Source organism: Pseudomonas rosaeacicularis (assembly GCF_057128745.1).
Genome location: NZ_JBSKHT010000017.1, coordinates 170,116 through 191,090 on the forward strand (window position 1 = coordinate 170,116; position 20,975 = coordinate 191,090).

General features: G+C 59.0%; 19 protein-coding genes. 4 read left to right on the forward strand and 15 right to left on the reverse strand.

The genetic code is table 11. The features are described from left to right. Window positions 1-77: 77 nt before the first annotated feature. The 5 genes from ACWKWM_RS22100 to ACWKWM_RS22120 form a co-directional block, all read right to left on the reverse strand. Window positions 78-893: an OmpA family protein gene (locus tag ACWKWM_RS22100; RefSeq protein WP_483848185.1), complete on the reverse strand. Its 816-nt coding sequence runs from the start codon at window positions 891-893 to the stop codon at window positions 78-80. Then, the gene (locus ACWKWM_RS22105; protein WP_483848186.1) at window positions 890-1,243 is read right to left on the reverse strand and encodes a DUF4398 domain-containing protein; all 354 of its coding nucleotides are present in this window, start codon (window positions 1,241-1,243) and stop codon (window positions 890-892) included. The genes ACWKWM_RS22100 and ACWKWM_RS22105 overlap by 4 nt, the downstream gene beginning before the upstream one ends. Window positions 1,244-1,253: 10 nt before the next feature. Further along, window positions 1,254-2,075 carry a substrate-binding periplasmic protein gene (locus ACWKWM_RS22110; RefSeq protein ID WP_483848187.1) on the reverse strand — a complete coding sequence of 274 codons (822 nt, stop codon included), beginning with the start codon at window positions 2,073-2,075 and terminating at the stop codon, window positions 1,254-1,256. A 153-nt stretch (window positions 2,076-2,228) separates the two neighbouring features. After that, entirely contained in the window at window positions 2,229-3,158 is a 930-nt protein-coding gene (locus ACWKWM_RS22115) for an electron transfer flavoprotein subunit alpha/FixB family protein (protein WP_483848188.1), read from the reverse strand. Between the two features lie 2 nt (window positions 3,159-3,160). Continuing rightward, window positions 3,161-3,910, reverse strand: a complete 750-nt coding sequence (locus ACWKWM_RS22120; RefSeq protein WP_483848189.1) for an electron transfer flavoprotein subunit beta/FixA family protein — start codon at window positions 3,908-3,910, stop codon at window positions 3,161-3,163. A 526-nt stretch (window positions 3,911-4,436) separates the two neighbouring features. On the opposite strand from ACWKWM_RS22120, the gene ACWKWM_RS22125 reads away from it, so the two are divergent. Then, window positions 4,437-6,101: an electron transfer flavoprotein-ubiquinone oxidoreductase gene (locus tag ACWKWM_RS22125; RefSeq protein WP_483848190.1), complete on the forward strand. Its 1,665-nt coding sequence runs from the start codon at window positions 4,437-4,439 to the stop codon at window positions 6,099-6,101. A gap of 110 nt (window positions 6,102-6,211) precedes the next feature. On the opposite strand, the gene ACWKWM_RS22130 is transcribed toward ACWKWM_RS22125, so the two are convergent. Next, window positions 6,212-7,117 (reverse strand): AraC family transcriptional regulator, encoded by a 906-nt coding sequence (locus ACWKWM_RS22130; RefSeq protein ID WP_483848191.1) that lies wholly within the window; start codon window positions 7,115-7,117, stop codon window positions 6,212-6,214. Window positions 7,118-7,294: 177 nt separating this feature from the next. Here ACWKWM_RS22130 and ACWKWM_RS22135 point away from each other — a divergent pair, with 177 nt between their 5' ends. Further along, complete coding sequence (locus ACWKWM_RS22135) at window positions 7,295-8,347, forward strand: NAD(P)-dependent alcohol dehydrogenase (RefSeq protein ID WP_483848192.1); 1,053 nt, start codon at window positions 7,295-7,297, stop codon at window positions 8,345-8,347. Between the two features lie 142 nt (window positions 8,348-8,489). Here ACWKWM_RS22135 and ACWKWM_RS22140 read toward each other — a convergent pair whose 3' ends face one another. The 5 genes from ACWKWM_RS22140 to ACWKWM_RS22160 form a co-directional block, all read right to left on the reverse strand. Then, window positions 8,490-9,296, reverse strand: coding sequence for an IclR family transcriptional regulator (locus ACWKWM_RS22140; protein ID WP_483848193.1), 807 nt, complete (start codon window positions 9,294-9,296; stop codon window positions 8,490-8,492). Window positions 9,297-9,361: 65 nt separating this feature from the next. After that, window positions 9,362-10,675 (reverse strand): MFS transporter, encoded by a 1,314-nt coding sequence (locus tag ACWKWM_RS22145; protein WP_483838474.1) that lies wholly within the window; start codon window positions 10,673-10,675, stop codon window positions 9,362-9,364. Window positions 10,676-10,841: 166 nt separating this feature from the next. After that, window positions 10,842-11,990, reverse strand: coding sequence for a galactonate dehydratase (dgoD, locus tag ACWKWM_RS22150; RefSeq protein ID WP_349802386.1), 1,149 nt, complete (start codon window positions 11,988-11,990; stop codon window positions 10,842-10,844). Between the two features lie 179 nt (window positions 11,991-12,169). Beyond that, the gene (locus tag ACWKWM_RS22155) at window positions 12,170-12,808 is read right to left on the reverse strand and encodes a 2-dehydro-3-deoxy-6-phosphogalactonate aldolase (RefSeq protein ID WP_483848194.1); all 639 of its coding nucleotides are present in this window, start codon (window positions 12,806-12,808) and stop codon (window positions 12,170-12,172) included. 1 nt (window position 12,809) lies between these two features. Next, window positions 12,810-13,814, reverse strand: a complete 1,005-nt coding sequence (locus tag ACWKWM_RS22160) for a 2-dehydro-3-deoxygalactonokinase (RefSeq protein WP_483848195.1) — start codon at window positions 13,812-13,814, stop codon at window positions 12,810-12,812. Between the two features lie 325 nt (window positions 13,815-14,139). Between ACWKWM_RS22160 and ACWKWM_RS22165 the strand changes: the two genes are divergently transcribed. Continuing rightward, window positions 14,140-15,303: an acyltransferase family protein gene (locus ACWKWM_RS22165; RefSeq protein ID WP_483848196.1), complete on the forward strand. Its 1,164-nt coding sequence runs from the start codon at window positions 14,140-14,142 to the stop codon at window positions 15,301-15,303. A 69-nt stretch (window positions 15,304-15,372) separates the two neighbouring features. On the opposite strand, the gene asd is transcribed toward ACWKWM_RS22165, so the two are convergent. The 4 genes from asd to leuC all read right to left on the reverse strand — a co-directional run bounded on the left by asd (window position 15,373) and on the right by leuC (window position 19,911). Beyond that, entirely contained in the window at window positions 15,373-16,485 is a 1,113-nt protein-coding gene (asd, locus tag ACWKWM_RS22170) for an aspartate-semialdehyde dehydrogenase (protein WP_483838470.1), read from the reverse strand. A gap of 103 nt (window positions 16,486-16,588) precedes the next feature. Next, entirely contained in the window at window positions 16,589-17,671 is a 1,083-nt protein-coding gene (gene leuB / locus ACWKWM_RS22175; RefSeq protein WP_483848197.1) for a 3-isopropylmalate dehydrogenase, read from the reverse strand. Window positions 17,672-17,837: 166 nt separating this feature from the next. Continuing rightward, the gene (gene leuD, locus ACWKWM_RS22180; RefSeq protein WP_483848198.1) at window positions 17,838-18,476 is read right to left on the reverse strand and encodes a 3-isopropylmalate dehydratase small subunit; all 639 of its coding nucleotides are present in this window, start codon (window positions 18,474-18,476) and stop codon (window positions 17,838-17,840) included. Between the two features lie 10 nt (window positions 18,477-18,486). Then, window positions 18,487-19,911, reverse strand: a complete 1,425-nt coding sequence (gene leuC, locus ACWKWM_RS22185) for a 3-isopropylmalate dehydratase large subunit (RefSeq protein ID WP_483838467.1) — start codon at window positions 19,909-19,911, stop codon at window positions 18,487-18,489. A gap of 157 nt (window positions 19,912-20,068) precedes the next feature. Between leuC and ACWKWM_RS22190 the strand changes: the two genes are divergently transcribed. After that, window positions 20,069-20,953: a LysR family transcriptional regulator gene (locus ACWKWM_RS22190; RefSeq protein ID WP_483848199.1), complete on the forward strand. Its 885-nt coding sequence runs from the start codon at window positions 20,069-20,071 to the stop codon at window positions 20,951-20,953. Window positions 20,954-20,975 lie beyond the last annotated feature (22 nt).

The following is a 20,975-nucleotide window of genomic DNA, read 5'->3' on the forward strand; positions in this document are numbered from 1 at the left end:
ATGCGCCAACGTCACTGACGTATCGGCATAAAAAAGTCCGGCATCGGAGTAACGTGCCGGGCAGTTGCAAAAATATTTTACCTTGGCGCGCTTAGTCGGCCTTTTTCATCCGAAAAAACCAGCTCAACCCGCCGATTTTGCGCCCTGCCGCGTTCAGAGGTGTTTGCAGCGACAGCAAACTGATCGCCATAACCTTCCACCTGAATGCGTTCATCTTCTATTCCCAGGTCAGACAGCACATCAGCCACCGATTGCGCGCGATCTTTGGCCAGTTGTTGATTTTCCTGGCTGTCTCCGGTGCTGTCGGTGTAACCCTCGATGCGCACTACCCGCTTGGGATTGAGCTGCAGAAACTGCACGACCTTGAGAACCGTGCGATTGGCGGAGCGTTTGAGCTCGGCGCGCCCCGTATCAAACAACATGTCACCCAACGTCATCACCAGCCCGCGCTCGGTCTGATTGGTCGACAGGCTCATTATCTGACCTTCTGCCCATTTCCCCTGCTCTTGTGCCCCCGCCAGTTTCTGCTCGCGAAGGGCCAATTGCAGACGCTGACGCTCTAGTTCCAACCGGGCGAGGCGCTCCTGATTGAGCAGCAATTTACTGTGCTCCTGGGCGATCGCACTGTAGCGACTGCTCAGATAAGCATAATGACTGACGTCTTCACCGCTGCCGATATAGCCCGAAAGACGCTCCGCCCGGCCCAGCAATTCGCCAGCGCGGATGACATCCTTCGGCGCGCTGCGCAGCACGTTGGTGTCTTCTTTGACCTTTTGGAAATCAGCGCTGGCAGACTGCAATGCACTGTCATTGCTCTGGTGGCCCGCGCAACCATAGAGTCCAGCCGTGCCTAGCAGGAGGCAGACGCTCAACGCTCGAGGAATAGCATTCACTGCGGCTCCCCCAACTGCTTGCGCAGACGATTGAGCCGGGTATTCACCTGGGTCAACTGCTCTTCACTTTTCAACGTCAACACCCGAGCCTCGGCCAGCCGGGCATCAAGTTCTGCCTGTTCAGCCTGCATCCGCGCATCCTTGTAGGACTTGTCTTGCATATCTGCGCGAGCCTGGATGAGCTTGGCCTGTGCCATCCCCATATCCGGCTCATCATCGGTGGCGCCCACGGCACTTGCCTGAGCTACCGCTTGCTCGGTGAGTTTCAGCTGCTCGGTCGGTGCGGGATCATTCGCGCAGCCAAACAGACTGGCAAGCGCCATGGCTGCGAATAAAGGTCGAATTCTCAAAACAACATTCCTACTGGTTTGTGGTGCTGGCTGGCTGTTGAAGCTGGGCTTTCCACAGCTCGACATTGCGTCTGATGGCTTCAGCGGCACGACCCGAAGCGGCCAATTCTGTCATTCTTTTTGCGAGCTGTCCGCGTAGCCAAGGATCGTTGCAGGCTGAATTGAATGACAACGCGAGATAGAGACCGGGCTTGTCCAGCGCCAAAGGCTGAGCCACCCACTCACCCGCCGGGCTTAAAGTCTGCGCCATCGCCATCCCGGCATAACGCCCCGCCAGGACGTATTCGACCTTCCCTGCCAGCAACTGTTGAAAGGTCTGGGTCAGGTTCGGCTGTTTGTCGAGGGTCAGATGCTCTTTGATCGACGCTTCAAAGGACGCCGTGATTCGGGTCTTCTCGGACAGAGCGCCCCGGTGGCCCTGCAGATCAGCCATCAGATTGAACGGCACTGCATGGTCCTTGTGGGTCCAGACCATTATTTCGTTTTGAACGATGGGCGGATGAATGAAATCCAGCGATTCGAGTTCGGCGGCGTTCAACGGCGCGTCGGCCAGAATATCCATGCGTCCGCTGCGCACTTCATCGAGTGCCTGGCTGCGCTTGCCGGCATACACCACCTCGATTTTTACGCCCATCTGCTGCGCGGCTTCTTTAAGCAAGTCAGCGTTTGCGCCCATCAGGTGTTTCTGGTCCTGCGGATCGCGCCACAAGTAGGGCGGCGCATCCGGGCTGCCAGTAATGATCAGCCGCTCGCACTTTCCGCCAGCCATGGACAGCGCAGGCAACGCGGCCAGACCCGCAAGCAGCAATGTCAGCGTCAGCCGTGACGACATGGGTAAATTCCTTTCTTTTCTTTATAAAAGCTGGCCAATAAAAAACCCGCTCATCACTGACTGATCAAAGCGCATGCCATCAGTAACCCCGACGGCAGAACACTTGCGAACAGCCCGAAACAAACGGGTCTCTTTATAAGTCAGGCGACTGGATTAAACCAGCTTCTCCAACTCGGGGATCGCTTCGAACAGATCAGCCACCAGACCGTAATCAGCCACCTGGAAGATTGGCGCCTCTTCATCCTTGTTGATCGCAACGATCACTTTGGAATCCTTCATGCCGGCCAGATGCTGGATCGCGCCGGAGATACCGACAGCAATGTACAGCTGTGGCGCGACAATCTTGCCGGTCTGACCGACCTGCATGTCGTTGGGGACAAAGCCTGCGTCCACTGCAGCGCGAGATGCGCCGACCGCAGCGCCAAGCTTGTCGGCCAGGGCGTACAGGTGCTTGAAGTTGTCGCCATTTTGCATGCCGCGACCGCCGGAAACGACGATCTTGGCTGCGGTCAGTTCTGGGCGATCCGACTTGGCCAGCTCTTCGCTGACGAAAGACGACTTGCCTGCATCATGTGCAGCAGACACTGATTCGACTGCGGCTGAGCCACCTTCGGCAGCAACGGCGTCGAAACCGGTTGCACGTACGGTGATGACTTTGATCGGAGCCGACGATTGCACAGTGGCGATGGCGTTACCGGCGTAGATCGGACGCTTGAAAGTGTCAGCGCTTTCAACGGAAATGATCTCGGAGATCTGATCGACATCCAGTTGCGCAGCGACGCGCGGCAGAATGTTCTTGCCGTTGGACGTAGCAGCAGCCAGAACGTGGCTGTAAGCAGACGCAAGCTCAACCACCAGCGGCGCAACGTTTTCCGGCAACTGGTGCGCGTAAGCAGCGTTGTCGGCAACGAGGACTTTGCTCACGCCAGCGATTTTCGCAGCGGCTTCGCCCACAGCGCCGACACTTTGGCCCGCGACGAGAACGTGGATGTCGCCACCGATTTTTGAGGCCGCAGCAACGGTATTTAGAGTAGCGGGAGCGACCACGCCATTTTCATGCTCAGCGATTACCAAGATAGTCATAATCAGATTACCTTCGCTTCGTTTTTCAGTTTCTCGACCAGTTCGGCAACCGACTTGACCTTGATGCCCGCGCTGCGAGCAGCCGGCGCTTCAACCTTGAGTGTCTTGTTGGTCGAGGCAGTGGAAACACCCAGCGCATCAGGCGTCAGCACTTCAAGCGGCTTCTTCTTGGCTTTCATGATGTTGGGCAGCGAAGCGTAGCGTGGCTCGTTCAGACGCAGGTCTGTGGTCACGATCGCTGGCAACTTCAGGGAAACGGTTTGCGCGCCGGCATCGACTTCACGGGTCACGCTGACGCTGTCACCGGATACTTCGACTTTGGAGGCAAAGGTGCCTTGAGCGTAACCGCTCAGCGCGGCGAGCATCTGGCCGGTCTGGTTGTTATCGCTGTCGATGGCCTGCTTGCCGAGGATCACCAGCTGCGGCTGCTCTTTATCAACCACAGCCTTGAGCAGCTTGGCGATGGCAAGCGAGGTCAGCTCCTCAGTGGATTCAACGAGGATGGCACGATCAGCACCCAGTGCCAACGCGGTACGCAGTTGCTCCTGAGCAGTGGTCGGGCCGATGGAAACAACGACGATCTCGGTGGCGACGCCCTTCTCTTTCAGGCGAACGGCTTCTTCTACAGCGATTTCGCAGAAGGGGTTCATCGACATTTTGACGTTAGCGAGATCGACGCCGGAGTTGTCCGCTTTGACGCGAACCTTGACGTTGTAGTCGACCACTCGTTTGACAGCTACAAGAACCTTCATGGATTCCTCGTTACTCTCCGGTGAAAAGAAAGTCGCCAGGTCATGCCCGGCGAAAAGTACGCGTCAGTGTAAAGAACACCTCTGAAAACCCTGTATTGGTGCTTGCTGAAAGGTGAGTTCGACAAAAACAGACGCTCAAACCCCGCATTCCAAGCCAGACGTCGGGAGGGTGTGTAAACTGCACCCCGCCTGCAACTGCGCCAATTGGATGTGATTGGTCGCACGACGCCTGCAACGTCTTTAGAGGTGTTCCTGTTCTGACGGTCAGCCTACGGCGAGCGCAAAACCGCCCGTATCTTGACCGGAACACCTAGTCGGGTCAATACGACAAAAACGCCAGTCGCAAGCCGCGCCGCCATGTTTTATCCGCCCTGCGGCCATTTCAAACAAACGTTTGTATTGGACCTGCCGGGTGGTGTAGATATAATGCGCCCCTTTGAGATGACACCCGGGGAAACATCGTTCCGTGTGTCGATTTTTGCTTCATATAAAAAAATACTGTTGAGCCCTGAGTAGGAGATAGCCTGTGGAACGCGAATACATGGAATTCGACGTCGTCATCGTCGGAGCCGGGCCCGCCGGGCTTTCTGCCGCCTGCCGCCTGAAACAAAAGGCGGCTCAGGCTGGCCAGGAAATCAGCGTCTGCGTGGTGGAAAAAGGCTCCGAAGTCGGCGCCCATATCCTATCCGGTGCTATCTTCGAACCTCGCGCACTCAATGAGTTGTTCCCCGACTGGAAAGAACTCGGCGCCCCGCTCAACACGCCGGTCAAGCGCGATGACATCTACGTCCTGAAAAACCCGGAAGCTTCTAATAAAGTGCCGGGCTTTTTTGTGCCCAAGACCATGCACAACGACGGCAACTACATCATCTCCCTGGGCAATCTGTGCCGCTGGCTGGCCCAGCAGGCTGAAAACCTGGGCGTAGAAATCTACCCTGGCTTCGCGGCTCAGGAAGCGCTGATTGACGAGAACGGTGTGGTGCGCGGCATCCTCACTGGCGATCTGGGCGTTGATCGCGAAGGCAATCCGAAGGAAGGTCTCTACACCCCCGGCATGGAGTTGCGCGGCAAGTACACCTTGTTCGCCGAAGGCTGCCGCGGCCACATTGGCAAGCAATTGATCAAGCGCTTCAACCTCGACAGCGAAGCCGATGCCCAGCATTACGGCATCGGCCTGAAGGAAATATGGGAAGTTGATCCGTCCAAACACGAGCCAGGCCTGGTGGTTCACACCGCGGGCTGGCCGCTGGATATCGTCGGCACCGAGAACACAGGCGGCTCCTTCCTTTATCACCTGGAAAACAATCAGGTGGTGGTCGGGTTGATCGTCGATCTTTCTTACAGCAACCCGTACCTGTCACCGTTCGATGAATTCCAGCGCATGAAGCACCATCCGGTGCTCAAGCAGTACCTCGAAGGTGGCAAGCGCATCAGCTACGGCGCCCGCGCGATTTGCAAAGGCGGCCTGAACTCGTTGCCGAAAATGGTTTTCCCCGGTGGCGCGCTGATCGGCTGCGACCTCGGCACGCTGAACTTCGCCAAGATCAAGGGCAGCCACACCGCAATGAAGTCGGGCATGCTGGCTGCCGAAGCTGTGGCGGACTCGCTGTTCGCTGGCAATGAAGGCGGCGATGCACTGAATACGTACGTCGAGGCGTTCAAAGGCAGCTGGCTGCACGAAGAACTGTTCGCCAGCCGCAACTTTGGCCCGGCGATCCATAAGTTCGGCGCGATCGTGGGCGGTGCGTTCAACTTCATCGACCAGAACCTCTTCGCCGGCAAGATCCCGTTCACGCTGCACGACACTACGCCAGACTATGCCTGCATGAAGCTGGCGGCTGATTCTAAGAAAATCGAGTACCCGCGCCCTGACGGCAAATTGAGCTTCGACAAGTTGAGTTCGGTGTTCATTTCCGGCACCAACCATGAAGAAGAACAACCCTGCCACCTGAAGCTAAAAGACCCGAGCATCCCGATCAGCGTCAACCTGCCCAAGTGGGATGAACCGGCGCAGCGTTATTGCCCGGCTGGCGTGTACGAAGTGGTAACCCAGGAAAACGGCGAGAAGCGTTTCCAGATCAACGCGCAAAACTGTGTGCACTGCAAGACCTGTGACATCAAGGACCCTTCGCAGAACATTACCTGGGTGGCACCGGAAGGCTCGGGCGGACCTACTTACCCGAATATGTGAGTCCCCGACTTTGTAGGAGCGCGCTTGCCCGCGATTGCATTAGAACTTTCACGATGTGGTGAATGAATAATCGCTTTCGCGGGCAAGCGCGCTCCTACAGGCGTCCTTCATCATGCAGGAATGCGCATTTGCGCAGCCTCCTCCCCCGGACTGCGCTCGAAGTAGCGTTTGTATTCGCGACTGAATTGCGACGTGCTTTGATAGCCCACGCTGTGCGCCACCTGCGCCACGCCCAACCCCTCCCCGACCAGCATTTGCTGGGCCTTGATCAGGCGCAGACGCTTGAGATACTGCACCGGTGACAACAGGGTGCTGCGTTTGAAATGCTCGTGAAAAGTCGACGCGCTCATGTTGGCGCAGCTCGCCAGTTGATCGACGCTCAGCGCCTGATCGTAATGATCGCGCAGGTGCTGCAACGACGCCGCGATCCGGGCGAAATGCCCCTGCTGTTCAACCAACGCCCGCAACACCCCAGCCTGCGGCCCGCGCAAGGCGACGTACAAAACCTCCCGCACCCGCGCTGCACCCATTACCTGACAATCCAGCGGATCGTGCAGGCAACGCAGCAGGCCCTCGACACTTTCACGCATCCGAATATCCAGCTGCGCCGAGGTCATCGATTCTGGCGTCTGCGCCTTCACCGCCGAATCTGGCAGCAGCCCCATCGACTGCACCAACTCGCCCAGCACCAGACGGTCGATGGATACCGATACGCCATACAACGGCGCATCGACGGTGGCAAAGGTCTCGCACATGAATGGGACCGACAGCGCTTGCACCAGATAATGACCGGCGCCGTACTCAAGCGTGCGCGGTCCGAGACGGGCCAGTTTGCTGCCTTGCGCGAGAATGATCAGGCTCGGCTCATAGATCTGCGGGCTGCTGGCGACGTAGTGATCCCAAGACAGCACTTGCACCCCTGACAGATGCGTCTGGACGAAACCCGGCCGCACGGCCAAAGGTTTGATCAATGAAACGAGGGTGGCATTGGGTGCGGAGATTTGGGAGGACGACATGGGTAACCGGACAGAGGATTAGACACTGGCATCATCGCAGATAAGCGTGCTCTGACGATGGTGATCTGACGAACATCGGAGGATTGAGCATGACACCCGTAGGAATGGTCATGGTCGACCACCACTCGCATCCGGACAATGGCGAGTCTCTTTCGTCATCTCCTCGCGAGGCTCTACATGTATACAGCTATCGGTTACGCCGCCAAATCGGCCACCACTCCTCTCGCCCCCATGACTTTCGAGCGCCGCAGCCCGCGTGTCGACGACGTGGCGATCGAAATCATGTACTGCGGCGTTTGCCACTCCGACATTCACCAGGCGCGCAACGAATGGGGCATCGCGGTTTATCCGCTGATGCCGGGCCACGAAATCGTCGGCAAAGTCACCGCGGTCGGTGCCAACGTCACCAAACACAAGATCGGTGATCTGGTCGGCGTCGGCTGCATGGTCGATTCATGCCGTCATTGCGAAGCCTGCGCGCAGGATCTGGAGCAGTACTGCCTGGAAGGCCCGACGCTGACATACGCCACCCCGGACCGCATCGACGGTAGCAATACCATGGGCGGCTATTCAAACAGCATCGTGGTCAGCGAGCACTTCGTGGTGCGCATTCCCGAGAAGCTGGACCTGGCAGCCGCTGCGCCGATTCTCTGCGCCGGCATCACCACTTACTCGCCTCTCAAGCACTATGGCGTAGAACCGGGCGACAAGGTCGGCATCCTGGGGATGGGCGGTCTGGGCCACATGGGCATCAAGTTCGCCAAAGCCATGGGCGCTGAAGTCACGCTGTTCACTCGTTCGGCCAGCAAGGCTGAAGAAGCGCGCCGTCAGGGTGCCGATCATGTGATCGTGTCCACCGACGCCGAACAGATGAAAGCGGCTGCCGGGCACTTCGATTTCTTGCTGGACACCATTCCGGTGCAGCACGATTTGAACCCGTACCTGGAAACCCTGCGCTTTGACGGCGTGCATATTCTGGTGGGTCTGATCGAACCGGTTGACCCGGCGCTGCACGCAGCCAACCTGGTGATGAAGCGCCGTGTGCTGGCAGGCTCGTTGATCGGCGGTATTGCCGAAACCCAGGAAGTGCTGGATTTCTGCGCCGAGCATGACATCACCTGCGACATCGAAATGCTTGATATCAAGAACATCAACGAGGCTTACACGCGGATGATTGCCGGCGATGTGAAGTACCGTTTCGTGATTGATATGGCGACGTTGAAGGCGTAACGGCAGCGTCAAACCTCAACTGTGGGAGCGGACCTGCCCGCGAAGGCGATAGTACAGACGGCAGCAATGTATCGAATGTACCGGCCTCTTCGCGGACAGGTCCGCTCCCACTTTGATCTCCATCAGACACAAAACCGCAAACTCACCCTCCCAACTCCGCCGACAACCGCGCCGCCGTCTCTTTAATCAGTGGCACCAGTTCGGTCATCTTTTCCAGCGGCATATAGGGCACGGTACTGGCGATGCTGATCCCGGCCACGATGTGCTTGCTTGCATCACGAATCGGCGCTGCCACGCAGCGGATTGACGGTTCGTTGTCTTCCAGATCAAACGCGTAGCCGCCCTGCACGTACTCATGCATGCGCTGACGAATCTGCTCCCAGGATTGTTCCTGATGCGCTGGCCATAAAGGGTTACGGGCGACGTCCGGGAGGCTGATTTCATACAGCCGCAGCCACTCACTTTCGGCACTGTCCAGCAGCAACGCCTTGCCAATGCCCGTGCGCGCCAAGGGCATCCGATGGCCCACCCGAGAACGCATTTCCGGACCGTTACGACCCGGATTCTTGTGCAGATATAGCACCTCGTCGCCATCACGCACCGCCAGGTGCACCGTGTCTCCGGTCAACGTCGACAACTCATCAAGAAACGGTCGCGCCAGCATTGCCAGCGGTACTTCTTCGCGCGCCTGAAACCCCAGCTCGATCAGCTTGGGCCCCAGCAGATAACCCACTTGCGGCAGCACGCGCAGGTAACGCTCCTCCACCAGGCAACTGGCAAGGCGATGCGTAGTGCTGCGCGTGGTGCCGATCAGTCGGGCGATTTCCTTGAGGTCACGCGCGCCACCGGCCACCGCCTGAACAACGCCCAGCCCGCGAAGCAAGGTTTGCGTCCCGGTGGGCGCGGCATCTTTGCTGGCAATGCCTGGGATATCGGAAGTGTCGTGCATATCGCGCCTTATCGAATCGGAGAGCTGGCGGCATTATCGTCGCCAGCTTCGGAGCGTGCCAGTCGTTACAACTCGATGCGCTCCACCTTGCCCACCAGCAGGATGTAGGACAGCGCCCCAAGCAGCGCCAATACGGCGATGTAAGTGATCGCAGGCGCGAACGAATCGCCTGTCGCCAGAAAGCCGATCACGATCGGCGTGGCAATGGCCGCCAGGTTGCCGATCAGGTTGAACGTGCCTCCGGTCAAACCTAGCAAACGCGCGGGGGCCAGGGTCGACACCAGCGACCACGTGATGGACGCCAGGCCATTACCGAAGAACGCCAACGCCAGGAACGCAATCACCAGTGGCGTCGATTCAACGAAATTGGCGCCGATGATCGAGGTGGAAATCAACAGCCCGGCAATGATCGGCAGCTTGCGCGCAAAACCCACGGTGTGGCCGCGACGGATCAGCCAGTCTGAAAAGAATCCCGAGCACAGCACGCCGACAAAGGCCGCAAGAAACGGAAGCGACGCCAGCAAGCCGGATTTGATGAAGTCCATGCCGCGGTATTTCACCAGGTAGGTCGGGAACCAGGTCAGGAAGAACCACAGCGTCGAGTTCAGGCAGAACTGGCCCAGATAGATGCCCCACAGCTTGCGCTTGGTCAGGACGATGCCCAGATCCATCCAGCTGAAACCCGGCTTGGCTTTGTCGGTGTCGGCCTGGATATCCACCAGTCCGCCACCTTCGGTAATGAGGTCGATTTCTGCCTGATTCGCGCCTTTGAAATCTCGGGGTTCACGATACACGGCGTACCAGATCGCGGCCCAGATCACACCGACCGCGCCGGTTGCAACGAACACCATGTGCCAACCATAGGTGGCTTGCAGCCAGGCCAGTACTGGCGTGAGAAACGCCAGACCCACGAACTGGCCCGAGGTGTAGAAACCCACCGCTGTCGCCCGCTCGCGCTCCGGAAACCAGGTGGTGACGACCCGGCTGTTGATTGGATAGGCCGGGGCTTCAAGCGCACCGACCAGCATCCGCAGAATGAACAGGCCGATAAAGCTGCCGACGAATCCCAGCATGATGGTCGCCAGTGACCATAGGGCCAGGGCGACGGTATAGAGAATGCGCGGCGGCACGCGATCCACCAGCCAGCCGCCGGGCAACTGCATGGCGACGTAGGTCCAGCCGAATGCGGAGAAGATCAGGCCGACGTGCACCGGGTCGATGCCCAGCTCGCTGGTCAGGGCGGGCGCGGCGATGGACAGGTTGCTGCGGTCCAGATAGTTGATGACCACGGTGATGAACAGCAGCACCATGATGAAGAAGCGTTTTCGGGTCGGCGTGGCGGTCGTGGCCCGCGCCTGTGCAAGGGTCTGTGTGCGCATGGGTCGTGCCTCTTTTTATGTTTATCTGAGGTCAGGTACAGCAGGAAATCGGAGGTAAACCTGTAAGAGCTGCCGAAGGCTGCGATAGGCTTCAAACTCGCTGTCGCGGCCAAGCCTGATCGCAGCCTTCGGCAGCTCCTACAAGGATTATGCAACTAGCCGCATATCACCACTCGGCAAAACTGCCATCGGCATGACGCCAGATCGGGTTGCGCCAGCGGTGGCCGATGGCGGCGCGCTCCTTGACGTATTCCTCGTTGATCTCGATGCCCAGGCCCGGACCGTTGGGGATCTTCACCATGCCCTTGTCGTAGTCGAACACTTCCGGATTCTTGATGTAATCGAGCAGATCGTTGCTCTCGTTGTAATGGATGCCCAGGCTCTGCTCCTGAATGAACGCGTTGTAGCAAACCGCATCCAGTTGCAGGCACGCCGCCAGCGCAATCGGGCCCAACGGGCAATGCAAGGCGAGCGCGACGTCGTACGCTTCGGCCATGTTGGCAATCTTGCGGGTTTCGGTGATACCGCCTGCGTGGGAGGCATCGGGCTGAATGATGTCAACGTAGCCTTCACTCAACACGCGCTTGAAATCCCAGCGCGAAAACAAACGCTCGCCCAGGGCAATCGGCGTGCTGGTCAACGGCGCCAGCTCTTTTAACGCTTCGTAGTTCTCGCTGAGCACCGGTTCCTCGATGAACATCAGCTTGTACGGGTCCAGCTCTTTCATCAGGACCTTGGCCATGGGCTTGTGCACCCGGCCATGGAAATCGACGCCAATCCCGACGTTCGGGCCGACGGCATCACGCACGGCCGCGACGTTGGCCAGCGCCAGATCGACCTTGTCGAAGGTATCGAGGAACTGCAGCTCTTCGGTGCCGTTCATCTTCACGGCGGTGAAACCGCGTTCGACCGCTTCTTTCGCAGCACGCGCCGTATCGGCAGGACGGTCGCCGCCAATCCACGAGTACACGCGGATCTTGTCACGCACCTGGCCGCCCAACAGATCACTGACCGACACGCCCAGCGCCTTGCCCTTGATGTCCCACAACGCCTGGTCGATGCCGGCCAGCGCGCTCATGTGAATAGCGCCACCCCGGTAGAAGCCGCCGCGATACAGCACGGTCCAAATGTCTTCGATATTGCGTGGGTCTTTGCCGATCAGATAGTCGGATAATTCTTCAACGGCAGCGGCGACCGTGTGTGCTCGCCCTTCGACAACGGGTTCGCCCCAGCCAGTGACGCCCTGGTCGGTTTCAACTTTCAGGAAGCACCAGCGAGGTGGGACGATGAAGGTCGTAAGTTTGGTGATTTTCATCTCTTATCTCTCTTATTCAATGACGCTAATTCTGGTGATTAAGCTCTTCGGCCAAGCCGCTGTTGCGTGCTGACCGAACCGGCCCTCGCGAGCAAGCTCCCTCCCACAAATGTCCTGACTATCCAGTGCGACCGTGGGAGGGAGCTTGCTCGCGAAGGGGACGGCACAGTGCCGCTCGATTACGAGTTGTCTTTGCCGCTGCGCGACTGCTTCCAGCCGGCGACGTACGCCTTGGCGCGTTCGGCCACGTCGTCGGCGCTCATGCCCGGCTTGAACAGCCCGGAGCCGAGGCCGAAGCCCGAAACGCCTGCGTCCAGAAACGGTTTCATGTTGTCGGGGGTGATGCCGCCCACCGGAATCAACGCCGTGCCCGCCGGCAACACCGCCAGCCAGGCCTTGACCACAGCCGGGCCCATTTGCTCTGCCGGGAACAACTTCAGCACGTCGGCGCCATTGGCCAGCGCGGCGAAGGCTTCGGTCGGTGTGGCGACGCCTGGAGACAGAAACAACCCTTCGGCTTTGGCCGCTCGCAGCACTTCAGGGTCACTGTGGGGCATGACGATGACTTGCCCGCCCGCCTCTTTCACCAGCCGCACTTGCTCAGGCGTCAACACCGTGCCCGCGCCAATCAGGCAATCAGCAGGAAGGCTCTGGCGCAGCAGTCGGATGCTGTCGTACGGCTGTGGAGAATTGAGCGGGACTTCGATGACCCGAAAACCGGCTTGATACAGGACGTCGCCAATGGCCGGGGCCTCTTCAGGGCGCAGGCCGCGAAGGATGGCCACCAGACCGTTTTGCACGAGGGCTTGCTTGAGCATGTCAGTTCTCTACGTGATAAGGCTGTTGAGTGGAGGCTAGCAAGCCGGCTTGAACCGCGACCTGCCAGAGACCGTGTTCGGTGGCTTGTTGCGCTTGAGTGACGTGCGCAAAGCCACAGGCTTGCAGCGCGCGCTGATACCGCGCCAGTAACTGGTCGCTGCCGATCAGGATGACCGCAGGCAATGGCTCGCCCGAGACTTGCAGCATCGTGCGCAGGGCGACCAGTTCGTGACCGATCAACAGGCCGGACAAGTAATCAGGCTGGGCGCTGCCGGACAGCTCGCCCGTGAGGCCCAGCGTGCGGCAACTGAAGATGGTAGACAGCGGCCCGGCAGCGACGTTGGGCGATAACGCCACCGCCACGCCACGGTCGAACGCTGCCTGGTCGAAGACCTCGCTGCGCTGCATCGTGCGGCCAAGAATGGTATGGGCAGATAACGCAGCGAAGACCTCACCGGTCATGAAGGTGTCGAAATGAACGATGCAACCGTCGACGGCCCTCACCCACTTCGAGTGACTGCCCGGCAGGCCGATCAATAGAGGGGTGTTCGCGGCTTGACCACCGAGCGAACTGAGGATGCCAAGTACTTGCGTTTCTTCGCCGCGCATGACATTGGGCAAGGCCGAGCGCTGAAGCACGCCGGGGATGATGTGCACGTCAACGCCACGCACGCTGCGCACGGTGACCAGTGCCGAACTGAGCGCTGCAACACTGGCCGGTGTTTCGCGGTACACCGCTTCGCGCCAACCCTGGGCGCTGCCGACCATGCCGCAGGCGATGACCGGAAGATCCGGCTGTGCGTCGAGCCAGTCGCCGCATGCGTCATCAAACGCCAGCTCAAAGCCGTTGCTGCACATCTGGCCTGCGATTTCGCGAGGCGCGGTGGGCAATTGCATGATGCCCGCGCTGAACGCCCGTTGTTCCAATACCCGGCCATGTTCGCCGAGACGATAAGCACGAAGGGAGGTCGTCCCCCAATCGAGCGCGATCAATTGCGCCTGCATCGCTTCACCTGATTTGTTTTTTTGAGTGAGTGCGTGACGACTATAAACCTGATTGGCGAGAAATCTCAATATATAACTTTGCGTCTCATATTATGGGATATCGCCAATGCTGCAGATCGTCAGATCAATACACCGCTTTGAAGTGCGCTGGGGCATACTGCGTCAGCCACCTCTTGTCCATCCGCCTTCAGTGCGGAAGGTGGTAACTACCCCGCTGCATTCCTCACCCCCTCCGTATTCCTGCTGCTTGTGATGAGCCATTCGCTCGTTGCGAGTCGTCGTGCTGTGCAATCGGCTGGGCTCCATCTGCAAAAGGACCCGTAAGATGAAGCGATTTCCCGTATTCGACAGTTTGCGCGGGCTGTGCGCATTGGCGCTGATTGCTCACCACACTCATATCGAGCGCAGCTTTTCCGAGTTGGCGCTGTTCAAAAATGCCAGTTATCTGGTCGAGTTGTTCTTCGCCATCACCGGCTTTCTGCTCTATCGGCAATACATGAACCGTCTCGCCACACCCCGTCAGTTACGTGACTTTGCGATCACGCAGACATGCAGGGTCTATCCGCTGCATGTTTTGATGCTGCTGGTGTTCATCGGTTTTGAGTGCGCCAAGCTGATACTTGAACGCAAGGGCCTGCTGCTCAACGGCCCGGCGTTCAGTGGCGACCGCGCGCCTCAGGAAATCCTGCCGAACCTGCTGCTGATCCAGTCCTGGTGGTCGGGCTTCAATGCGCTGTCTTTCAATTACCCATCGTGGATTGTCAGCGTGCAGTACTACCTGGCATTGCTTTTCGCGCTGATCGTGTTTGCACTGCCCAGCCTGGCTCGCGTCGCGGTTGCTGTGCTGGCGCTCGTGGCCTGCGCAGCGTTGTTCAACCAAAGTCCGCTGCTTACGCCCAACGTGCTGTGGGGCGCGGCTGCTTTCTTCGGCGGGGCGATGACCTATCGCTTGTATGCCCGGCTGCATGACCTGATGCCCGGGCGCACACTGGCGAGCCTGCTGGAAGTAGCTGTTCTCGGCGCGCTTTACTTCGTCCTCACCGAGGGCGAAAAACCACAGACCCTCAACGTCGCGATACTGTCCTGCGCGGCCATCCTGATCTTCGCGTTCGAAGCCGGAGCCGTCTCGCAGTTACTGCGGCTCAAAGTCTTCACCAGCGTCGGCAAGCTGTGGTTCTCGATCTACATGACCCACGCAGCGGTGATCTTCGTGGTCGGCACCGCCCTGCAGGTCATCGCCAAGCGCACCGGCGTCACGCTGTTCGCCGACGTGCCCGGCGAAACGGCAGGCATAGTGATGCGCTACGTGAGCACGGGGTCGGCGGTGAATGACAACCTGCTTCTGGTATTGGTGATGGTGGCGGTGGTCGTGGCGTCGATGTTCACTTATCGCCATGTCGAGCTATGGGGCATTGATTTCGGCAAGCGCTGGAAGGCCGGAAGATTGCATGACAGGCGCCAGGCCCCGGACGCCAGCAGTTCTGTCTGAATACGTTTTATACGCACAAAAAAACCGCCCCTTGAGGCGGTTTTTTTGTCTCTGGCGCAGGGCGTTGAATCAACGCTCCAGCAGGATCCGCAACATACGGCGCAGTGGCTCTGCAGCGCCCCATAGCAGCTGATCACCGACAGTGAACGCGCCAAGGTATTGCGAGCCCATGTTCAGCTTGCGCAGACGACCGACCGGAATGTTCAGGGTGCCGGTGACTGACGTCGGGCTCAGTTCCTGAATGCTGGCTTCACGGTTGTTCGGCACCAGCTTCACCCACGGGTTGTGCTGGCTGATGATGCCTTCGATGTCGGCAATCGGCACATCTTTGTTGAGCTTGATGGTCAGCGCCTGGCTGTGGCAACGCATGGCGCCGATGCGCACGCAGATGCCGTCAACCGGAATCGCACTCTTGAAGCGACCGAGAATTTTGTTGGTCTCGGCCTGGCCTTTCCACTCTTCGCGGCTCTGGCCGTTAGGCAGTTCCTTGTCGATCCAAGGGATCAGGCTGCCGGCCAATGGCACGCCGAAGTTCTCGGTCGGGAAACCTTCGCTGCGCATGGCTTCGGCCACTTTGCGGTCGATGTCCAGAATCGCGCTCGCAGGGTTGGCCAGCTCATCGGCTACCGATGCGTTGATCGCGCCCATCTGCTTGATCAGTTCACGCATATTCTGCGCGCCAGCCCCTGAGGCCGCCTGATAAGTCATCACGTTCATCCACTCGATCAGACCAGCTTCAAACAGACCGCCCAGCCCCATCAGCATCAGACTGACGGTGCAGTTGCCGCCGATGTAGTTCTTGGTGCCGGCGTCCAGTTGCTGATCGATAACCTTGCGATTCACCGGGTCCAGCACGATCACCGCGTCGTCCTGCATGCGCAGGGAAGAGGCTGCGTCGATCCAGTAACCCTTCCAGCCTGCTTCACGCAGCTTGGGGAATACCTCGCTGGTGTAGTCGCCGCCCTGGCAGGTCAACACTACGTCGAGAGTCTTTAGATCGTCGATGCTGTAAGCATCTTTGAGCGGCGCAATGTCCTTGCCCACCGATGGACCCTGCCCACCGACGTTAGAGGTGGTGAAAAAAACCGGCTCGATCAGATCGAAATCCTGCTCTTCCAGCATCCGCTGCATGAGCACGGAACCAACCATACCGCGCCAACCGACCAGACCTACACGTTTCATCGCAACTACACCTTAACTAAAAGTGGGGCCCCTTACGGAGCGAATCGAAATGCGCTTGTGTTCCGCCGCCTCGACTCGAACTCGTGGTAGTGGGCCCGGGATATTACAGATTGCGCAGCGCGGCGACTACGGCATCGCCCATTTCCTGCGTACCGACTTTGGCATTGCCCGCCGACCAAATGTCGCCGGTGCGCAAGCCCTGGTCCAGCACCAGACTGACCGCCTTTTCGATGGCATCCGCTGCGGTGTGCTGATTGAAGCTGTAACGCAACATCATCGACACCGACAAGATGGTCGCCAACGGGTTGGCCACGCCTTTGCCCGCGATGTCCGGCGCCGAACCGTGACAAGGCTCGTACATGCCCTTGTTGTTCGAATCCAGCGACGCCGATGGCAGCATGCCGATGGAGCCGGTGAGCATCGAGGCCTCGTCCGACAAGATGTCGCCGAACATGTTGTCGGTGACCATCACATCGAACTGCTTGGGAGCGCGCACCAGTTGCATGGCGGCGTTATCGACGTACATGTGGCTCAGTTCGACATCCGGGTAATCCTTGGCCAGTTCCACGACCACTTCACGCCAGAGTTGGCTTGAGGCCAGCACGTTGGCTTTGTCGACCGAACACAGCTTCTTGCCACGCACGCGGGCCATGTCGAAGCCGACGCGGGCGATACGGCGGATTTCGCTTTCGCTGTACGGCAGCGTGTCGTACGCCTGACGCTCGCCATTCTCCAGCTCACGGGTGCCCCGTGGCGAGCCGAAATAGATGCCGCCGGTCAGTTCGCGAACGATGAGGATGTCCAGGCCTGCGACGATTTCCGGTTTCAGGCTCGAAGCATCAGCCAGTTGCGGATACAGAATGGCCGGGCGCAGGTTGGCGAACAGGCCCAGTTGCGAGCGAATCTTCAGCAGGCCGCGCTCCGGACGAATGTCACGCTCGATGGCATCCCACTTCGGTCCGCCGACAGCGCCCAGCAGCACAGCGTCGGATTGACGTGCGCGATCCAGCGTCTCATCAGCCAACGGCACCCCATGCTTGTCGATGGCCGCGCCGCCGATCACGTCATGGGTCAGTTCGAAATCCAGGGCGTACTTGTCGTTGGCAAGGGTAAGCACCTTGACCGCTTCGGCCATGATTTCCGGACCAATGCCGTCGCCGGGGAGAATCAGAATCTGCTTGCTCATAATGTCCTCTTTGAAATTACTGCGGCGCTGCAAAGAGCGCCGACAAACTGCGAATACCTGGATCTGTAGGAGCGAATTTATTCGCGAGACGATGGATCTGACACGCCACCCCTAACGCCTCGCCAACAAGTTGGCTCCTACAGAACGATTTTTGAGTGCATCCACGTCACCGGAACAACCACGGCTGACTTGCGCGATGCCTGGTTTCGAACGTCGCGATGGAGTCGCCATCAATCAGCGTCAAGCCGATGTCATCCAGGCCGTTCAACAGGCAGTGCTTGCGAAACGCATCGATCTCAAAGCTCAGCACCTTGCCGTCGGGACGGGTCACGGTTTGCGACGCCAGGTCCACATTCAGCTCGTAGCCGGGGTTGGCTTCGACCTGCTTGAACAGCTCGTCCACGTCCGCTTCATCGAGAATGATCGGCAGCAAGCCGTTTTTGAAACTGTTGTTAAAGAAGATATCGGCGTAGCTCGGCGCGATGATCGCCCGGAAACCATACTCTTCCAGTGCCCAAGGCGCGTGTTCACGGCTCGAACCGCAACCGAAGTTCTCTCGGGCCAGCAGTACGCTGGCGCCAAGATAGCGGGCGTTGTTGAGCACGAAATCAGGGTTCAGTGGACGCTTGGAGTTGTCCTGATACGGCTGACCCACATCCAGATAGCGCCACTCATCGAACAGGTTCGGGCCGAAACCCGTGCGTTTGATCGACTTCAAGAACTGCTTGGGAATGATCTGATCGGTGTCGACGTTGGCACGATCCAGCGGAGCCACCATGCCGGTGTGTTGAGTAAAGGCTTTCATGCTGGGCTCCTTATGCCTGGGTCATACTGCGAACATCGACGAAACGACCATTGACCGCAGCCGCTGCCGCCATCGCCGGGCTGACCAGATGCGTACGACCACCGGCGCCCTGACGGCCTTCGAAGTTACGGTTGGAGGTGGACGCGCAATGCTCGCCGCTTTCCAGGCGGTCCGGGTTCATCGCCAGGCACATCGAACAGCCCGGCTCACGCCATTCAAAACCGGCTTCGATAAAGATCTTGTCCAGGCCTTCGTCTTCGGCTTGCTGCTTCACCAGCCCTGAACCCGGCACCACGATGGCCTGCTTGATGGTCGAGGCCACTTTGCGGCCCTTGGCGATGTCTGCCGCAGCGCGCAAATCTTCGATCCGCGAGTTGGTGCAGGAGCCAATGAACACACGGTCCAGCTGAATATCGGTGATCGCCTGATTAGCCTTGAGGCCCATGTACTTCAGGGCGCGCTCGATGGAACCGCGCTTGACCAAATCGGCTTCTTGCGCAGGATCGGGCACATTCTGATCGACCGCCAAAACCATTTCCGGGGAAGTGCCCCAGCTGACTTGCGGCTTGATTTGGGTAGCGTCGAGCTCGACCACTGTATCGAACACAGCATCGTCATCGGAGACCAGGTCTTTCCAGTTTTCTACCGCCATGTCCCACTGCTCGCCTTTTGGCGCGAACGGACGGCCTTTGACGTAGGCAATGGTTTTCTCGTCGGTCGCAACCAGCCCGACACGGGCGCCGCCTTCGATGGACATGTTGCAGATGGTCATGCGGCCTTCGACCGACAGATCACGAATCGCGCTGCCCGCGAATTCGATGGCGTGGCCATTGCCGCCAGCGGTGCCGATCTTGCCGATGATCGCCAGGACGATGTCTTTTGCGGTGACGCCAAACGGCAGTTTGCCTTCGACGCGCACCAGCATGTTTTTCATTTTCTTGGCGACCAGGCACTGGGTGGCGAGCACATGCTCGACTTCGGAGGTACCGATGCCGTGAGCCAGTGCGCCGAACGCGCCGTGAGTCGAGGTGTGAGAGTCACCGCAGACCACGGTCATGCCCGGCAACGTGGCGCCCTGCTCGGGGCCGATGACATGAACGATGCCCTGACGCACGTCGTTCATCTTGAATTCGGTGATGCCGTACTCGTCGCAGTTGTCGTCAAGGGTCTTGACCTGCAGACGCGAAACCAGATCGACAATCGCTTCTACGCCGCCCTTGCGCTCAGGGGTAGTCGGTACGTTGTGGTCTGCGGTCGCGATGTTGGCATCGATGCGCCAAGGCTTGCGCCCTGCCAGACGCAGGCCTTCGAAGGCTTGCGGCGAGGTCACTTCATGAATGATGTGACGATCGATATAAAGCAGCGCCGAACCGTCGTCGCGCTGCTTGACCAAATGCGAATCCCAGAGCTTGTCGTAGAGCGTTTTGCCGGCCATCAGACGTATTCCTCATCAGCTTGTTTCTATGCCGCGGTCGTTGCTGAACGCATCGCTGAACAATAACCCTTGGCTTGTGAGGGAGATCCTAAGGAATATGCTTAAATAACTCAAATTCATATTTTTTATGCTTTGCATAACCAACTGGAATCCGAGAATGGACCTGGCCAACCTCAACGCCTTTATCGCCATCGCTGAAACCGGAAGCTTTTCGGCAGCGGCCGAACGCTTGTTCCTGACCCAACCTGCAGTGAGCAAACGCATTGCCGGGCTTGAGCAGCAATTGAAAGTCAGACTGTTCGACCGCCTGGGCCGGGAAGTGAGTTTGACCGAGGCTGGCCGGGCCTTGCTGCCCCGGGCCTACCAGATCCTCAACGTACTGGATGATACCCGCCGCGCCCTGACCAATCTGACGGGCGAAGTCAGCGGGCGCCTGACGCTGGCGACCAGTCATCACATTGGCCTGCACCGCTTGCCACCGTTGTTACGTGCTTTCACCCGACTTTATCCCGAGGTCGCGCTGGATATTCAGTTCCTCGATTCGGAAGTGGCCTACGAAGAAATCCTCCATGGCCGCGCGGAACTGGCTGTCATCACCCTGGCGCCGCAACCCCATGGGCTGGTCAAGGCCGTGCCGGTCTGGGATGACCCGCTGGATTTCGTCGCTGCGCCCGAGCACCCGCTGGTCAACAGCGGCGAAGTGACCCTGGCGGACGTTGCCGCCTATCCGGCGGTGTTTCCCGGCTCCAACACTTTCACCCATCACATCGTCAGCGGGCTGTGCGAAGCGCAGGGGATCAAGCCAAACATTGCCATGAGCACCAACTATATGGAGACGATCAAGATGATGGTCTCCATCGGCCTGGCCTGGAGCGTACTGCCCCGGACCATGCTGGACGAGCAAGTGGCGCGTATTCCATTGCCGGGCATTCAGCTCAATCGCCAGCTGGGTTACATCGTTCACACAGAACGCACGCTGTCGAACGCCGCCCGGGCATTTATGGCGCTGCTCGATGGGCAGGTCGACAGCCGGCCGTTGTGAACGGATGGGATTATTCGAGGTG

What these genes read in the sequence shown, in the direction of transcription:
- dgoD (WP_349802386.1), bottom strand. Translation starts at nt 11,990, where the DNA reads ATGAAAATCACCAAACTTACGACCTTCATCGTCCCACCTCGCTGGTGC.
- leuC (WP_483838467.1), bottom strand. Translation starts at nt 19,911, where the DNA reads ATGGCCGGCAAAACGCTCTACGACAAGCTCTGGGATTCGCATTTGGTC.
- leuB (WP_483848197.1), bottom strand. Translation starts at nt 17,671, where the DNA reads ATGAGCAAGCAGATTCTGATTCTCCCCGGCGACGGCATTGGTCCGGAA.
- ACWKWM_RS22145 (WP_483838474.1), bottom strand. Translation starts at nt 10,675, where the DNA reads ATGCGCACACAGACCCTTGCACAGGCGCGGGCCACGACCGCCACGCCG.
- ACWKWM_RS22130 (WP_483848191.1), bottom strand. Translation starts at nt 7,117, where the DNA reads ATGTCGTCCTCCCAAATCTCCGCACCCAATGCCACCCTCGTTTCATTG.
- ACWKWM_RS22140 (WP_483848193.1), bottom strand. Translation starts at nt 9,296, where the DNA reads ATGCACGACACTTCCGATATCCCAGGCATTGCCAGCAAAGATGCCGCG.
- leuD (WP_483848198.1), bottom strand. Translation starts at nt 18,476, where the DNA reads ATGAAAGCCTTTACTCAACACACCGGCATGGTGGCTCCGCTGGATCGT.
- ACWKWM_RS22135 (WP_483848192.1), top strand. Translation starts at nt 7,295, where the DNA reads ATGTATACAGCTATCGGTTACGCCGCCAAATCGGCCACCACTCCTCTC.
- ACWKWM_RS22165 (WP_483848196.1), top strand. Translation starts at nt 14,140, where the DNA reads ATGAAGCGATTTCCCGTATTCGACAGTTTGCGCGGGCTGTGCGCATTG.
- ACWKWM_RS22110 (WP_483848187.1), bottom strand. Translation starts at nt 2,075, where the DNA reads ATGTCGTCACGGCTGACGCTGACATTGCTGCTTGCGGGTCTGGCCGCG.
- ACWKWM_RS22155 (WP_483848194.1), bottom strand. Translation starts at nt 12,808, where the DNA reads ATGCTCAAGCAAGCCCTCGTGCAAAACGGTCTGGTGGCCATCCTTCGC.
- asd (WP_483838470.1), bottom strand. Translation starts at nt 16,485, where the DNA reads ATGAAACGTGTAGGTCTGGTCGGTTGGCGCGGTATGGTTGGTTCCGTG.
- ACWKWM_RS22115 (WP_483848188.1), bottom strand. Translation starts at nt 3,158, where the DNA reads ATGACTATCTTGGTAATCGCTGAGCATGAAAATGGCGTGGTCGCTCCC.
- ACWKWM_RS22190 (WP_483848199.1), top strand. Translation starts at nt 20,069, where the DNA reads ATGGACCTGGCCAACCTCAACGCCTTTATCGCCATCGCTGAAACCGGA.
- ACWKWM_RS22160 (WP_483848195.1), bottom strand. Translation starts at nt 13,814, where the DNA reads ATGCAGGCGCAATTGATCGCGCTCGATTGGGGGACGACCTCCCTTCGT.
- ACWKWM_RS22120 (WP_483848189.1), bottom strand. Translation starts at nt 3,910, where the DNA reads ATGAAGGTTCTTGTAGCTGTCAAACGAGTGGTCGACTACAACGTCAAG.